Genomic DNA, 15,500 nt, shown 5'->3' with positions numbered 1-15,500 from the left:
CCCACCGGCTCTCTTGTCGTGCTCCCCGGGTACTTCACAGCCCGCCCTCCCGTGTCTAACGTGACCGGCTCCCGGCCGCATCAACCGATCGGCTGACACGAGGATCGCCCGATCCGCGCGCGGACCGGAGCCGGTCGGCCGAACCGGACACCCCGCCGCCGCCCCGAGGCTGACAGCACGACCCGAACCACTCGGGACGCGCCCCCCCCGAGTCCCCAGGGAAGGAAGCCCCGTGCCACCGACCGAGAAGAACCTCACCGTCAACCGGGCCGCCCTCGGCCACCGCGTCGGCTACGCCCTGCGCCACCCCGGCCGCGTGCCCCGCCACGTCGTCCGGGTGACCCGCGACATGTGGCTGCGCCACCGCCACCCGGACCACATCGACTACTACCGCGCGGTGATGCGCTCCGACACCCGTGCCGACCCGGACGCGGCGGTCGGCAGCCGCAGCCGGGAGAGATGGCTGGCCCTCGGCGCCCTGCAGTTCGACTATCTGCTCGGCCACGGTCTGCGTCCCGAGCACCGCATGCTGGAGATCGGCTGCGGCAACCTGCGCGGCGGCTGGCGGTTCATCCGGCACCTGGAACCCGGGCACTACTACGGCCTCGACATCTCGCCCGACATCCTCGCCGCCGCCCAGGACACCATCGTCGAGATGGGACTGCAGTCACGCCTGCCCACTCTGACCCCCGTACGCGACCTGACGCTGAAGTTCCTGCCCGACGCCCACTTCGACGTCGTGCACGCGCACAGCGTGTTCTCGCACTCGCCGCTCCACGTCATCGAGGAGTGCCTGTCCCACGTCGGCCGGGTGCTGACCCCGCGGGGCTGGTTCGACTTCACCTTCGACCGCACCGAGGGCACGGAACACCACGTGCTGCGGGAGGACTTCTACTACCGCACCGAGACGCTCGTCGCCCTGGCGGAGAAGCACGGACTGCGGGCCCGCTTCATGGACGACTGGGAGAAACTGCCGCACGGCCAGTCCAAGCTCCGCATCACCCACCCCGCCGCCCCCTGAAGCGCGGGGCCGGCGGCCCGGTCAGCCGCTCGCGGCCCCGAGCCCCCGCAACAGCGCCGGCAGCGCCGTCCCGATCGGCTCCCGCACGACCTCGTCGGCCCGCTCGTCGTACGGGGTCGGATCGGCGTTGACGATGATCAGGCGTGCCCCGTGGTCGGCGGCCACTCCGGCGAGCCCGGCCGCCGGCTGGACCTCGAGGCTGGTGCCGACGGCGATGAAGACCTGGCTGGCCTTGGTGAGGGAGACCGCCTCGCCGAGCACCACCGGGTCGAGGCGCTCGCCGAACATGACGGTGGCCGACTTCAGGACGCCCCCGCACTCCAGGCACGGCGGATCGTCCTCGCCTGCCTCGACGCGGGCGAGAGCGTCCTCCATCGGCGTACGGGCGCGGCACGCCACGCACACCACGGACCGTGCGCTGCCGTGGAGTTCGAGGACCTTGCGGGCGGGCATCCCGGCGAGCTGGTGCAGTCCGTCCACGTTCTGCGTGATCACCCGCACCGGCACCCCGGACCGCTCCAGTTCGGTCACCGCACGGTGGGCCACGTTCGGCTCCGCCTTCAGCGTCCGGTTCTGCCGCCGCATCTGCCACGCGCGCCGCCGGATCTCCGGATCGCCCATGTAGTACGCGTACGTCACCAGCTTCTCGGCCTCCGGGTCCCGCCGCCACAGCCCGTTCGGGCCCCGGTAGTCGGGGATGCCGGAGTCGGTGCTGATGCCGGCGCCGCTGAGGATGGCGACGAGGGGCTTGTCCATGGGGCGAGGGTAGGCCGGGCGCGCGGCCGGGGCGAACGGATAACCGGGCCGCGGTGCGGGCGGGGTCAGGGAGCCGGCAGGCCGTAGGTGCGGTCGTAGTGCTGGGCGACCAGGACGCCGCTGTGGTCGCAGGCGAGCTGCCAGTCGTTGACGCCGGTCTCCACGCCGTCGGTGAAGTTCCACAGGAGCCGGCCCTTGGCGGCGCCTATGGCGTAGATGCCGTCCCGGTTCTGGTAGGCCGGGACGTAGACGGCGTCGGGGCCCGCGGTGACCGGCTGGTCGATGTTGAGGCGGGGCGTCGGGCAGAACCAACGGCGGGCGCCGGTACCGGCGTTGAAGGCGTACACCCCGGCCGGGTCGGTGCCGGTGACGTAGATCGTGTTGCCGTAGCCGCCGAGGGAGGCGAACATGCCGCGTTCGGGCTTCACCCGCCAGCGGACCTTGCCGGTGGCGAGGTTCAGCGCCTCCAGGTGCCGGCTGATGGCGAACACGGTGCGGTCGAGGACGGCCAGGCCGGGCCGCAGGTCGTAGCCGACGGGGTGCCGCCACAGCACGCCGGAGCTGTCGGTGCTCCGGACGGTGACATTGCGCAGGCCGTCGGCGTAGACGAAGAACCCGGGCAGGATGACCGGCGCCAGCCGGACGCCGACGTCCTCCGGGCTGATGGGGATGACCTCCGCGCGGCGGCCCGCGAGGTCGACGCCGAACACCGTGTCCGTGGACGTCGCGACGCCCTGCCGCGCGGACTCCCGTCTGAGCCGGACACCGGTCACGGAGACCCACCGGTCGGCGGTGGCGCCGAGCAGCGTGTCGAAGCGGTTGTCCGGCCCGAAGTCGATGGTGAAACGTTCCGTTCCGTCGGCCGGGTCCACCCCGATCACCGTCGCCCCCTCGCCGAGCGCGATCGCGGAGTCGAAGGCCAGCACGGTGGGCGTCGGCGACTGGCTGATGCCCTCGTAGACCCACTTGGGCCGGGTCCCGTCCTTGAGGTCGAGGCAGACCAGGTCACCAGGGCGGGTCTTCACCAGGGCCGTGCCCTCGTGGAAGACGGCGGGTGCCTGGAGCATCGGGCCGCCCCGGTAGGTCCACAGCGGCTTCGGGGCCGGGCCGGCGGGTTTCGTGGAGCGGGCGGCCGGCTCGTCCGGCCGGCCGAGCACCAGGGCGGCGCCGACGGCCGCGGCGGCGGCGGAGCCGGCCGACAGGCTCAGGACCGTACGCCGGGACATGCCGGGCCGCGACACCGCGCGGCGATGGCCGGGGGCACGGTACGGCTCCGGCCCTCCGGGAGGGGAGAGGGGCGCCGCGCCGGTGCGGTCCTCGGCCCCCGACCGCGCCTCGCCGCTGCCGCCGGGCGAGGTCTCCCGCGCGGACCCGCCCGGCAGCCCGGAGCCGTCGTACGGGCGGGCCGGGTCCGGCGCCGACGGGCTCCCGGCGGCACCGGCCTCCTCGTCCCGCTCGAAGTCGTACGCGGCCCCGCTCCGCCGCGCGGCGTACACGTCCGGCTCGGGGCCGCTCCCGGCGGAGGGGAACACGACCTCGGCGTACGGCGTGGTGTCCAGGGTCCGTACCGCCGCCGCGCGCAGCGCGATCGAGGAGGCCACCGAGGCGGGCAGCCAGCCGTTCTCGGCCAGTTGCTCCACGCCTCCGGGCGCGCAGGCCGCCGCCAGCTTGTCCGGGGTGATCCGCAGCCGGGGGTCCTTGGTGAGACAGAGGTTGATGATCCGGTCCAGGGGCTCGGGGACCCCCGTCAGATCGGGGGCGGTGTGCACGACCTGGTAGAGGAGCGTGGCGGCCGCGGTGCCGCTGAACGGCGCGTGTCCGGCCGCGGCGAACGTGAGCACCGAGCCCAGGGAGAAGACGTCCCCCTCGGGGCCCAGCGGCTCGCCGGTCGCCTGCTCGGGGCACATGTACTCGAAGGACCCGAAGAGGGCGCCCGAGCGGGTGAGGTCGTAGCCGTCGCTCGCCCGGACGATACCGAAGTCGATGACCCGCGGACCGTCGGCGGCGAGCAGCACGTTGGACGGCTTCAGGTCCCGGTGCACCAGACCGGCGGCCTGCACCGAGATCAGCGCCTCGGCGATTCCGGCGCCGAGCACGAGCACCGACTCCACCGGCAGCGGGCCGTGCGCGGCGACCGCCTCGGCCAGGGTGGGACCGGCGATGTAGTCCGTGGCCAGCCACGGCACGGGTCCGTCCGGGTCGGCGTCCACGACGGGCGCGGTGTACCTGCCGCCCACGGCTCCGGCGGCCTCCACCTCCCGGCGGAAGCGGACACGGAAGTTCTTGTCCCCCATCAGCTCCGGACGGATCGCCTTGACCGCGACGGTCCGCCCCTCGGGAGAACGCGCCAGATAGACCCGTCCCATCCCTCCCGCGCCGAGCCGCGCCACGAGACGGTACGGACCTAGCTCCTCGGGATCGTCTGAGCCCAGTGGTTCCATGACCTCAGCTGCCTGTTCGGTGAGGACGGGCGACAATCGGCCCGCGGGTGGGGGGAGACCGACTGGTCCGGGCGGCTCCCGGTGACCGTTCCCCCAGGTGCTCCGGATCTCCCGGAGCCACGGCCCGCGCCCGGGCCGCCGGTCACGGGTGTCCCGAGTGCTGCCCCGGTTCCGGAGCGGGGCACGGGGCGCGATCGCTCGGACGGGGTTGGTGTCAGCCTAGATGCTGGAGTGACGCACGGGCAGCGTTTTCAGCCAGAGCTTCAAACTTCTATTAAGTGTCCGGTTCATTCTTCTCACGTTCCGTACAAGGGCAGTTGACCCGAAGTCAGGTGACTCCTGTCAACGACAGGACAGTGCCCCCGTGGCTGATCCTCGTCGGTTCAGCCGACCCGGCGGCCGTTCTCCAACTCGACCGGACCCGACCCGTCCGCGAGCGCGTCGAGGGCCGCGAGGACCCGCGTGCCGAGCGCCCCCGGGAGGTGCGCGCCGAGGTCGGCGCGCGGGACGAGCCGCCACGACAGCAGCTCCTCCTCCTGCAGACGGATCCGCTGCAGGTCCTCCTCGCCGAGCACCCCGCCGTCGTACACGTACGCCACCAACGGCGGCCGCCCCACCCCCTGTACCCAGTCCACGGCGAGAAGCCGCCCCGGCTCGACGTCCAGCCCGATCTCCTCCAGCGTCTCGCGCCGCGCGCCCCGCCTCGGGGTCTCCCCGTCGTCCGACTCGATCGTCCCGCCGGGAAGCGCCCAGCCCTCGCGGTAGTTGGGCTCGACGAGGAGGACCCGCCCCTCGTCGTCCCGGAAGAGGGCGGCGGCGCCGGCCAGGACACGGGGCAGGCTCGCGATGTACGCGGCGTAGTCCGAAGTGCTCATCCGGGCAGGGTAGACGGCACCCCGGGGCCGGAAATCGGCGCTCGGGGGCGGACGGCCCCCGCGCTCAGGGGCCGGCGGACCGGGCCAGCCGCACCGTGCGCTCCGCGAGTTCACTGATGCGCACCCCGTCGAAGCCGAACACGGCACTGCGTACGGTGTCCTCCAGCGGGTCCTTCCACCGGTCGGGGATCGCCGCCGCCCCGCACAGCACACCCGCCACCGAACCGGCGGTGGCCCCGTTCGAGTCCGTGTCCAGGCCGCCGCGGACGGTCAGCGCGATCGTCCGGGTGAAGTCGCCCCCGCCGTACAGCAGCCCGGCGGTCAGCACCGCCGCGTTCGGCACGACGTGGATCCAGCCGAGCCCCGCCGTCTCCTCGCCCGTCGTCGCCAGCGTGTCCTCCCAGCCCAGCCCGGCGTCGTGCAGGGCGACGACCCGGCGCACGGTCCGGGCGAGCCGGCTGCCCGCCGGGATCACCGCCAGCGCCTCGTCCACGGCCGCCCGCACATCCGGCGCCGCGAACGCCGCCGCGATCAGGGCGGCCGCCCACATGGCGCCGTACACCCCGTTGCCGGTGTGCGAGAGCACCGCGTCACGCCGGGCCAGCGAGGCCGCGTCCCGGGGCCGGCCGGGGCGCGTCCAGCCGTGCACGTCGGCACGGATGAGGGCGCCGATCCACTCCTGGTACGGGTTGTCGTACGTCGCGGTCAGCGGCGGCTTCAGTCCCCGGGCGAGGTTGCGGTACGCCGCCCGCTCCGCCGTGAACGTCTGCAGATACGGCAGCCGCAGCAGCCACAGGTCGCCGACCTGCTCGGTGCTGAAGCCGAAGCCGTGCGTCTCCAGCAGGTGCAGCCCGAGGATCGCGTAGTCGACGTCGTCGTCCCGGCAGCTGCCGCGGATCCGGCCCCGCACGCAGTCGCGCCACTCCGGCCGCAGCGCGCGCCGGTCACGCTCGGTGGCCGGTTCGGGAAGGTAGTCGGTGAGCGGGAGGGCGTCGGCCTCGCGCAGATAGCGGTCGATGCGCTCCCGCGTCCACACATCTCCCTGCTCGACCGGCTTGCCCAGCATGTTCCCCGCGATCCGGCCCAGCCAGCCCCCGAGGACACGGTCGCCGAGTTCGGCCCCCACCGGGGGTGTGCGGGTCGCGGGGCTCGTGGGCGTCATGTTCCAGGTCTACCCGCTCGCGGCCCCGTCGGCGCGCAGGGCGGTGTTCGGTGGGCGGGACGGGGCATGACGTACGGGGGCCCGGACGGTTAGGGTCGCAGCGGCGCGACTGCCTTGACGTGCGCAAGGCCCGATGAGCGAGGGGAACGCAAGGTGGCGAACGCCGCAGCGGACGGGATCGGTACGACCATCGACACGGGGGCAGGCACGGACGCGGACACGGCAGTCCCGCGGGTGCTGATCGCCGCGGACAAGTTCAAGGGCACGCTGACGGCCGTCCAGGTCGCCGAGCGGGTCACGGCGGGCCTGCGCCGGGTCCTGCCGGGGCTGGCGGTGGAGGCCCTGCCGGTCGCCGACGGCGGTGACGGCACGGTGGCCGCGGCGGTCGCGGCCGGCTTCGAACAGCGCGAGGTACGGGTCACCGGTCCGCTCGGTGAGCCCGTCACCGCCGCGTACGCGCTGCGCGGCGACACGGCCGTCGTCGAGATGGCGGAGGCGAGCGGGTTGCAGCGGCTGCCCGCCGGAACCTTCGCGCCGCTCACCGCCACCACGTACGGCTCCGGCGAACTGCTGCGCGCGGCCCTCGACGCGGGCGCCCGGACGATCGTGTTCGGCGTGGGCGGCAGCGCGACGACGGACGGCGGCGCCGGCATGCTCGCGGCGCTCGGGGCCCGCTTCCTGGACGCGTCGGGGGAGCCCGTGGGGCCCGGCGGCGGCGGTCTGCGCGACCTGGCGACGGCGGACCTCTCCGGCCTCGACGACAGGCTCACGGCCATCGACCTCGTCCTCGCCAGCGACGTCGACAACCCGCTGACCGGGCCGAAGGGCGCGCCCGCCGTGTACGGGCCGCAGAAGGGCGCGAGCCCCGAGGACGTGGCGGCGCTCGACGCGAACCTCGCCCACTACGCGGCCGTCCTGGAGCGGACGCTCGGCGGACGGGCCGCCGCACACGCCCTCGCACCCGGCGCGGGCGCGGCCGGCGGCATCGGCTACGGCGCCCTCGTCCTCGGCGCCCGCTTCCGCCCCGGCATCGAGGTCATGCTCGACGTCCTCGGCTTCGCGGCGGCGCTGGACAAGGCGACCCTGGTGATCACCGGCGAGGGGTCCCTCGACGAACAGACCCTGCACGGCAAGGCCCCGGCGGGGGTCGCGGCCGCCGCCCGGGCCGCGGGCAAGGAGGTCGTGGCGGTCTGCGGCCGCCTGACCCTCCCGCAGGACGCCCTCGACCGCGCGGGCATCCGCCGGGCCTACCCTCTGACGGAGGCCGAGCCGGACGTGGCGCGCTGCCTGGCGGACCCGGGGCCGATCCTGGAGCGGGTGGCCGAGAGGATCGGCCGGGACGTCCTCGCCTGACGGCTACGGCAGGGGGATCAGGTTGCCGTCCAGCTCCCTGAAGTATCTGCCGGTGCTCAGGCCCTCCACCTTGCCGTTCTTGAACCAGAGTTTCGAGAAGTGGTGGATGGCCTGGGCGGTGGCGGTTTCCCAGACCAGGGAGTGGCTGGATCCCTCGAGGCAGAACATCAGCTTCTTCGAGCCCCCGATGGCCGCGTAGAGATCCGGAACGGAGAAGTTCAGGTCGTCGGGCATCGGGGTCGGGCTATTGGCCGTGCGGTCCAGCTCCCCGTAGGCGATGAGCACGGGAACCCGGTCGCCGAGCACGTACCTGCCCTCGTACTTGAGCGGCGCGGTGCTGCTGTTCCAGCCCCACCAGTACGTGTTCCGGTACCGCAGGACACCCTCGTGTTCGCCGTTCGTGAGGGGTCCCCACTTGCTGGCGACCGGGTCGTCCTCCATGCAGGCGGCCCAGGCCAGCTCGTCGATGCCGGGCTCCCACAGGGAGGGCGTGCCCGTCAGCGCCCTCTTGAAGCCGGTCTTGCTGGTGACGTGCATCGGGAAGCCGAACTGGGCGGGCGGCTTGCCCACCGGCAGTGCGGTGACACCCGGGGGACGACCGAATGGGTCCTCGGGCTTCCCCGACCACCGTCCCCGCGGCGGGAACATCGGCGCGAGCAGGAACAGGGTCTCGACGTCCCCGGGGTGCTTGAGGGTGTAGGGGCCCATGACGAACGAGGCGGCTGACCAGCCGACGAAATGGATCCGCTTCCCCGGGCCGACCTGCTTCTTGATGAACTCCACCACCGTGGCCAGCTCTGCCTCGTCACTCTCCGAATTGCCCAGTTCGCTCTTGTACTTGGGTGTGCCGGGTGCCGGGATGGTGTGGTCGACGAGGACCGCCTGCTGCTGCGCCGGGTTGGTGTTGTAGGGATCGTCCATCTGGCCCGGTCGGGGCGACCGGCCGGAGCCTTGGAGATCCATGACGAAGACGTCGAAGTTGGCCTGCGCGAGGGCCTGGGCCCAGCTGTAACGGCCGGGCTTGCCGCCGGGCACCGGTGCGAGGTCGAAGCCTGCGAGCGCCGGCACGCTCCTGCCGTGCAGCATCAGTACCGGCTCGCGGTCGTGTGCGTGTCCGTTGCCGGGGGTGCCGTCGTACTCGCGGACGGGCAGCTCCAGCACCATGCCCGCGGTCGCCGGGACCGTCGACGTGTGCTTGACCTTGTGCTCTCTCAGCTCATAGTCGGCCATGTCCTTCTCCTGACGGTCGTATGAGTGCAATTCATGTGCTGTCCACTCATTTCCACCGTCCCCCTCTTCCTCACCCCCAGCAACTCGACCCCCACGCCATGTAGTTGACCCGTCAAGGTCACACCCCCGACGCCCTTGAACCCGAAACGGGTGTGGCCCGAGCCGTGAAGGCTCGGGCCACACCCGTCGAGGCGGAAAGCGGGGTCAGGGCAGCTGCGCCGCGCGGGCCTCGCGTCGGTTGTCGCGGAAGTTGTTCACCCGTCGCGCCGTGGCGAAGAGGGGGATCACCGCGCCCATGACGAGCTGCAGGGCGCAACCGGTCTGGAGGAGCAGCTGGCCGCCGGGGGCGTCGAAGGCCCAGGCCATCAGCAGGCCCATCGACAGGACGATCCAGGAGAGCATCGCGCCCGCGAGGGGACCGCGCGGCTTCGGGTACTCGACCCGGCTCACCATCAGCCACGCCGTACCGATGATCGCCAGGAGCGTCGCCACGAAGGGCAGCTCCAGGAGCACGATCGACACCACGGTCAGCGCGCCGAACGGCGACGGCATGCCCTGGAAGGTGCCGTCCTTCACCGTCACGCAGGAGAATCTCGCGAGCCTCAGCACCACGGCCAGCAGCACCACGATCGCCCCCACCGCCGCCACCCGCTGGTGCGCGTCGTCCGCGACCATGCCGTAGACGAGGACGAAGTACGCCGGCGCCAGGCCGAAGCTGATCAGGTCGGAGAGGTTGTCCAGCTCCGCGCCCATCGGCGAGGAGCGGAGCTTGCGCGCCACCAGCCCGTCGAAGAGGTCGAAGATCGCCGCGCACAGCATCAGGATCACGGCGGTGGCCGCGCTGTGGCGGGCCATGCCCGTCTCCTGGCTGCCGGTGAGGTGCGGGATCAGGATGCCGGTGGTGGTGAAGTACACCGCCATGAAGCCGCACGTGGCGTTGCCCAGGGTGAGGGTGTCCGCTATCGACAGACGGAGCGACAGCGGCATCTCCTCCGCGTCGTCCTCCACGTCGACCTCGGGCACCCAGCCCGCCCCGGTCTGGCCGGGCTGGGTCTCAGGATCAGTCACGGTCAATGCGAGTCACTCCAGCCACGGTCTTCTGCCCCACCTCGACGTCGATCTCCACACCCTCGGGCAGGTAGATGTCCACCCGCGAGCCGAAGCGGATCAGCCCGATCCGGTCACCCTGCTCGACCTTGGTGCCCTCGGGGATGTACGGGACGATACGGCGAGCCACGGCTCCGGCGATCTGGATCATCTCGATGTCACCGAGTTCGGTGTCGAAGTGCCAGACGACGCGCTCGTTGTTCTCGCTCTCCTTGTTGAACGCCGGCACGAACCCGCCCGGGATGTGCTCGACCGACGTCACCGTGCCGGACAGCGGCGCCCGGTTGACGTGGACGTTGAGCGGGCTCATGAAGATCGCGACGCGGGTGCGGCCGTCCTTCCACGGCATGATGCTCTGCACCACTCCGTCGGCGGGCGAGATGACCCGGCCCTGGGCGATCTCACGCTCGGGGTCGCGGAAGAACCACAGCATGCCCGCCGCCAGCGCGGTGGCGGGTACGGCCACGGCCCGTGCGGCACCGGAGCGGCGCGAACGGGCGAGGCTGAGTGCTGCGGTGGCGACGGTCGGGAGAAGCCACGGCGATGCTCCGCGCGCGAGCCGTACTCCAGCAAGGCTGTCGCGAGGTGCAGAGGTTTGGCTGTGGGGCATGGATGACCTTCGTAGCGGATGATGCCGCGCGGTGACTGGGGACGGCGGCTTTCCGGGGATGGTACCGGTCGCGGACCGCAACTGGGCAAGCCAGGAAGCCGAGTCGACGGCCGAAGAGTGCTCACGGGGTGTGATCTTCTTCTCGAAGAAAACACCCGCAAGCGGACAACCGGCACTCGACCAGCCCTTGACTAACCCTGGAACCGATACTCCTCGAGCAGCCGACGACCGATGATCATTTTCTGGATTTCTGCGGTGCCTTCACCGATCAGCAGCATCGGAGCCTCACGGTAGAGGCGCTCGATCTCGTACTCCTTGGAGAAGCCGTAGCCGCCGTGGATCCGGAAAGCGTCCTCCACGACTTCCTTGCAGTATTCGGAGGCGAGATACTTCGCCATCCCTGCTTCGAGGTCGTTTCGTTCTCCCGAGTCCTTTTTGCGCGCTGCGTTCACCATCATCGCATGGGCGGCCTCGACCTTGGTAGCCATCTCGGCCAGCTTGAACTGGATCGCCTGGTGCTGGGCGATCTGCTTGCCGAAGGTGTGGCGCTGCTGGGCGTACGAGACCCCGAGTTCGAACGCACGCTGAGCGACACCGCAGCCACGTGCGGCCACATTCACCCGGCCCACCTCGACGCCGTCCATCATTTGGTAAAACCCTCGGCCGGTGGTGCCGCCCAGGACACGATTGGCCGGAATGCGCAGTCCGTCCATGATGAGTTCGGTCGTGTCGACGCCCTTGTAACCCATCTTGTCGATCTTCCCGGGAATGGTCAGGCCGGGCCGGACCTCTCCGAAGCCGGGCTCCTTCTCCACCAGGAAGGTCGTCATCGACTTGTGGGGGGCCGTGCCCTCCGGGTGTCCTTCGTCACTTCGGACGAGGACGGCGACCAGGGTTGACGTTCCGCCGTTCGTCAGCCACATCTTCTGACCGTTCAGGACGTACTCGTCGCCGTCCCTGACCGCCTTGGACGTGATCGCCGACACATCGGAGCCGAGGGCGGGCTCCGACATCGAGAACGCGCCCCGGACGTCGCCGGCCGCCATCCTCGGCAGGAAGTGGTCCTTCTGCTCCTGCGTGCCGTGCTGCTTCAGCATGTACGCGACGATGAAGTGCGTGTTGATGATGCCGGACACGGACATCCAGCCGCGGGCGATCTCCTCCACGCACAGCGCGTAGGTGAGGAGGGACTCGCCCAGACCGCCGTACTCCTCGGGGATCATCAGGCCGAACAGGCCCAGCTCCTTGAGCCCGTCGACGATCTGCTGCGGGTATTCGTCCCGGTGCTCCAGCTCGGTCGCGACCGGGATGATCTCCTTGTCCACGAAGTCACGGACGGTGGAGAGGATCTCCTGCTGGATGTCGGTCAGACCGGCGGTCTGGGCGAGGCGTGCCATCGGGCTCAGCCCTCCTGAAGTTCCGGGCGGCCCGGCTGTTCGCCGCCGCGCTCCTTGATGTAGGTCTCGGTGGGCACCATGACCTTGCGACGGAACACGCAGACCAGCGTGCCGTCCTGCTTGTAGCCCTTGGTCTCCACGTACACGATGCCGCGGTCGTTCTTGGACTTGGACGGCCACTTGTCGAGGACGGTCGTCTGGCCGTAGAGCGTGTCGCCGTGGAAGGTCGGCGCCACGTGCTTCAGCGACTCGATCTCCAGGTTGGCGATCGCCTTGCCGGAGACGTCCGGCACGGACATGCCCAGCAGCAGCGAGTAGATGTAGTTCCCGACCACGACGTTCTTGCCGAAGTCCGTCGTCCTCTCGGCGTAGTTCACGTCCATGTGGAGCGGGTGGTGGTTCATGGTGAGGAGGCAGAAGAGGTGGTCGTCGTACTCCGTGACCGTCTTCCCGGGCCAGTGCTTGTAGACCGCCCCGACCTCGAACTCCTCGTAGGTGCGTCCGAACTGCATCGCGCTCAGCCCTCCGGGATCTCGAACTTCGACGTCCGGGTCATCCCGGCGGCCCGCCCCTTGCCGGAGATCACCAGCGCCATCTTGCGGCTGGCCTCGTCGATCATCTCGTCGCCGAGCATCGCCGAGCCCTTCTTGCCGCCGGCCTCGGACGTGCACCAGTCGTACGCGTCGAGGATCAGCTCGGCGTGGTCGAAGTCCTCCTGCGAGGGCGAGAAGATCTCGTTGGACGCCTCGACCTGGCCGGGGTGCAGCACCCACTTGCCGTCGAAGCCGAGCGCGGCGGCGCGCCGCGCGACCTCGCGGTAGCCGTCGACGTTGCGGATCTGCAGGTAGGGGCCGTCGATCGCCTGGAGGTCGTTGGCGCGGGCGGCCATCAGGATCTTCATCAGGATGTAGTGGTACGCGTCCGCCGGGTAGCCGGGCGGCTGCTCGCCCACGACCAGCGACTTCATGTTGATCGACGCCATGAAGTCGGCCGGGCCGAAGATGATCGTCTCCACGCGCTGGGAGGCCGTCGCGATCTCGTTGACGTTGTTCAGGCCCTGCGCGTTCTCGATCTGCGCCTCGATGCCGATCCGGCCGACCTCGAAGCCCATCGTCTTCTCGATCTGCGTCAGCAGCAGGTCCAGGGCGACGACCTGCTGGGCCGTCTGCACCTTCGGCAGCATGATGCAGTCGAGGTTCTGACCGGCGCCCTCGACGACGGTCACGACGTCGCGGTACGTCCACTCCGTCGTCCAGTCGTTGACCCGCACGACCCGGGTCTTGCCGGTCCAGTCGCCCTCGTTGAGGAACTTGACGATGGTGTGCCGCGCCTCGGGCTTGGCGAGGGGCGCGCAGGCGTCCTCCAGGTCGAGGAAGACCTGGTCGGCGGGGAGGCCCTGGGCCTTCTCCAGGAAGCGGGGGTTGCTTCCCGGCACCGCGAGGCAGGAGCGCCGCGGGCGAAGGCGGTTCACCTGGGGGACAGGGCTGGTCATGCGGGGACCTCCGTGCTGATGAGGGAGTCGAGCTTGTTGGCCTTGCGGATCTCGTCGACGATACGGCCGATGATCCCGGTGATGTCGAAGTCCTTCGGGGTGAACACGGCGGCCACTCCGGCGGCCCTGAGCTGTGCGGCGTCCGCGTTGGGGATGATCCCCCCGGCGATCACCGGGATGTCGGGGGCGCCCGCCTCCCGCAGCCGGTCCAGCACGTCCGGGACCAGCTGGGCGTGCGAGCCGGAGAGGATGGACAGACCGACCGCGTGCACGTCCTCGGCGAGGGCGGCGTCCACGATCTGCTCCGGGGTGAGCCGGATGCCCTGGTAGACCACCTCGAAGCCGGCGTCACGGGCCCGCACGGCGATCTGCTCGGCCCCGTTGGAGTGCCCGTCCAGACCCGGCTTGCCGACCAGGAAGCGGAGCTTGCCCACGCCCAGGTCCTTCGCCGTCAGCTCCACCTTGCGGCGGACCTCCGACATGGCCGAGCCCGCCTCGGCCGGAACGGCCACCGGCGCCGACGAGACCCCGGTCGGCGCCCGGAACTCCCCGAACACCTCACGGAGGGCCCCGGCCCACTCGCCGGTCGTGACCCCGGCGCGGGCGCACTCCAGGGTGGCCTCCATGAGGTTGTCCGTGCCCTTCGCGGCCTCCTTGAGCCGCTCCAGCGCCTTGCACGGGCGCGGGTGGTTGAAGGGCGGCTGGTAGCGCGTGTCGCGCCAGTGCTGCAGGGACGTGATCACCCGCGCCTCGACGGCCGGGTCGACCGTCTGGATCGCCGCGTCCAGGTCGGCGGTCAGCGGGTTCGGCTCGGTCGACTCGTAGATGTTGACGCCGACGATCTTCTCCTGACCGGACTCGATCCGGGCCCGGCGCTCGGCGTGCGAGGAGACCAGCTGCGACTTCAGGTAGCCGGACTCGACGGCGGCCATCGCGCCGCCCATCTCCTGGATCCGCTCGATCTCGGCGAAGGACCGCTCGACCAGCTCGGCGACCTTCGCCTCGATGACGTGCGAGCCCTCGAAGATGTCCTCGTACTCCAGCAGATCGCTCTCGTGCGCGAGCACCTGCTGGATCCGCAGCGACCACTGCTGGTCCCAGGGCCGGGGCAGACCCAGGGCCTCGTTCCAGGCCGGCAGCTGCACCGCCCTGGCCCGCGCGTCCTTGGAGAGCGTCACGGCCAGCATCTCCAGCACGATCCGCTGGACGTTGTTCTCCGGCTGCGCCTCGGTCAGTCCGAGGGAGTTGACCTGGACGCCGTACCGGAAGCGCCGCTGCTTGGGGTTCTCGATGCCGTACCGCTCGCGGGCGATCCGGTCCCAGATGCGGCCGAACGCCCGCATCTTGCACATCTCCTCGACGAAGCGGACGCCCGCGTTCACGAAGAAGGAGATACGGGCGACGACGTCACCGAACTTCTCGGCCGGGACCTGCCCGGAGTCGCGCACGGCGTCCAGCACGGCGATCGCGGTGGACATCGCGTACGCGATCTCCTGCACCGGCGTGGCCCCGGCCTCCTGCAGGTGGTAGCTGCAGATGTTGATCGGGTTCCACTTCGGTATGTGGGAGACCGTGTACGCGATCATGTCCGTCGTCAGCCGGAGCGAGGGTCCCGGCGGGAACACGTGCGTGCCCCGCGACAGGTACTCCTTGACGATGTCGTTCTGCGTCGTGCCCTGGAGCCGGGTGATGTCCGCACCCTGCTCCTCGGCGACGACCTGGTAGAGCGCCAGCAGCCACATGGCGGTGGCGTTGATGGTCATCGAGGTGTTCATCTGCTCCAGGGGGATGTCCTGGAACAGCCTGCGCATGTCACCGAGATGGGCCACCGGGACGCCGACCCGGCCGACCTCGCCGCGGGCGAGGATGTGGTCGGAGTCGTAGCCGGTCTGGGTCGGCAGGTCGAAGGCGACCGACAGACCCGTCTGCCCCTTGGCGAGGTTGCGCCGGTACAGCTCGTTGGACGCCTCGGCCGTGGAGTGCCCGGCGTAGGTGCGCATGAGCCACGGCCGGTCCTTGGCTTGCCCGCCCTCGGCGGGCTGACGCTCGCTCATCG

Annotated in this window: 13 protein-coding genes; 2 read left to right on the top strand and 11 right to left on the bottom strand. The window is 70.9% G+C overall.

The window, feature by feature from the left end:
* Positions 1-232 precede the first annotated feature (232 nt).
* Positions 233-1,021, top strand: a complete 789-nt coding sequence (locus SCAB_RS08390) for a class I SAM-dependent methyltransferase (protein WP_012999629.1) — start codon at positions 233-235, stop codon at positions 1,019-1,021.
* Between the two features lie 21 nt (positions 1,022-1,042).
* Here the strand turns inward: SCAB_RS08390 and SCAB_RS08385 are convergent, their stop codons facing one another.
* From SCAB_RS08385 to SCAB_RS08370, 4 genes are all read right to left on the bottom strand, one after another.
* On the bottom strand, positions 1,043-1,777 hold the full coding sequence (locus tag SCAB_RS08385) for an SIR2 family NAD-dependent protein deacylase (RefSeq protein ID WP_012999628.1): 735 nt from the start codon (positions 1,775-1,777) through the stop codon (positions 1,043-1,045).
* A gap of 65 nt (positions 1,778-1,842) precedes the next feature.
* The gene (locus SCAB_RS08380; protein ID WP_041668968.1) at positions 1,843-4,143 is read right to left on the bottom strand and encodes a protein kinase domain-containing protein; all 2,301 of its coding nucleotides are present in this window, start codon (positions 4,141-4,143) and stop codon (positions 1,843-1,845) included.
* 458 nt (positions 4,144-4,601) lie between these two features.
* Complete coding sequence (locus SCAB_RS08375; RefSeq protein ID WP_012999626.1) at positions 4,602-5,093, bottom strand: NUDIX domain-containing protein; 492 nt, start codon at positions 5,091-5,093, stop codon at positions 4,602-4,604.
* Between the two features lie 64 nt (positions 5,094-5,157).
* On the bottom strand, positions 5,158-6,255 hold the full coding sequence (locus SCAB_RS08370; RefSeq protein WP_049875667.1) for an ADP-ribosylglycohydrolase family protein: 1,098 nt from the start codon (positions 6,253-6,255) through the stop codon (positions 5,158-5,160).
* 189 nt (positions 6,256-6,444) lie between these two features.
* On the opposite strand from SCAB_RS08370, the gene SCAB_RS08365 reads away from it, so the two are divergent.
* On the top strand, positions 6,445-7,608 hold the full coding sequence (locus tag SCAB_RS08365; protein ID WP_049875847.1) for a glycerate kinase: 1,164 nt from the start codon (positions 6,445-6,447) through the stop codon (positions 7,606-7,608).
* A 3-nt stretch (positions 7,609-7,611) separates the two neighbouring features.
* On the opposite strand, the gene SCAB_RS08360 is transcribed toward SCAB_RS08365, so the two are convergent.
* The 7 genes from SCAB_RS08360 to SCAB_RS08330 all read right to left on the bottom strand — a co-directional run bounded on the left by SCAB_RS08360 (position 7,612) and on the right by SCAB_RS08330 (position 15,498).
* Positions 7,612-8,838, bottom strand: coding sequence for an alpha/beta hydrolase (locus tag SCAB_RS08360; RefSeq protein WP_037724331.1), 1,227 nt, complete (start codon positions 8,836-8,838; stop codon positions 7,612-7,614).
* A 204-nt stretch (positions 8,839-9,042) separates the two neighbouring features.
* On the bottom strand, positions 9,043-9,861 hold the full coding sequence (gene pssA, locus SCAB_RS08355) for a CDP-diacylglycerol--serine O-phosphatidyltransferase (protein ID WP_012999622.1): 819 nt from the start codon (positions 9,859-9,861) through the stop codon (positions 9,043-9,045).
* 37 nt (positions 9,862-9,898) lie between these two features.
* The gene (locus SCAB_RS08350) at positions 9,899-10,555 is read right to left on the bottom strand and encodes a phosphatidylserine decarboxylase (protein ID WP_078531507.1); all 657 of its coding nucleotides are present in this window, start codon (positions 10,553-10,555) and stop codon (positions 9,899-9,901) included.
* Positions 10,556-10,746: 191 nt separating this feature from the next.
* A complete protein-coding gene (locus SCAB_RS08345) occupies positions 10,747-11,952 on the bottom strand; it encodes an acyl-CoA dehydrogenase family protein (protein WP_012999621.1) in 1,206 nt (401 codons plus the stop codon).
* Between the two features lie 5 nt (positions 11,953-11,957).
* Entirely contained in the window at positions 11,958-12,464 is a 507-nt protein-coding gene (locus SCAB_RS08340; RefSeq protein WP_012999620.1) for a MaoC family dehydratase, read from the bottom strand.
* Between the two features lie 5 nt (positions 12,465-12,469).
* Positions 12,470-13,444: an HpcH/HpaI aldolase/citrate lyase family protein gene (locus SCAB_RS08335; RefSeq protein ID WP_037724251.1), complete on the bottom strand. Its 975-nt coding sequence runs from the start codon at positions 13,442-13,444 to the stop codon at positions 12,470-12,472.
* Positions 13,441-15,498 carry a protein meaA gene (locus SCAB_RS08330; protein ID WP_012999618.1) on the bottom strand — a complete coding sequence of 686 codons (2,058 nt, stop codon included), beginning with the start codon at positions 15,496-15,498 and terminating at the stop codon, positions 13,441-13,443. The genes SCAB_RS08335 and SCAB_RS08330 overlap by 4 nt, the downstream gene beginning before the upstream one ends.
* Positions 15,499-15,500: the final 2 nt, after the last annotated feature.

The sequence above is a fragment of the Streptomyces scabiei 87.22 genome (assembly GCF_000091305.1).
Classification (GTDB): Bacteria; Actinomycetota; Actinomycetes; order Streptomycetales; family Streptomycetaceae; genus Streptomyces; species Streptomyces scabiei.
The sequence above is the reverse complement of the archived record's forward strand: the minus strand, read 5'-3'. Positions and strand labels throughout refer to the sequence as shown.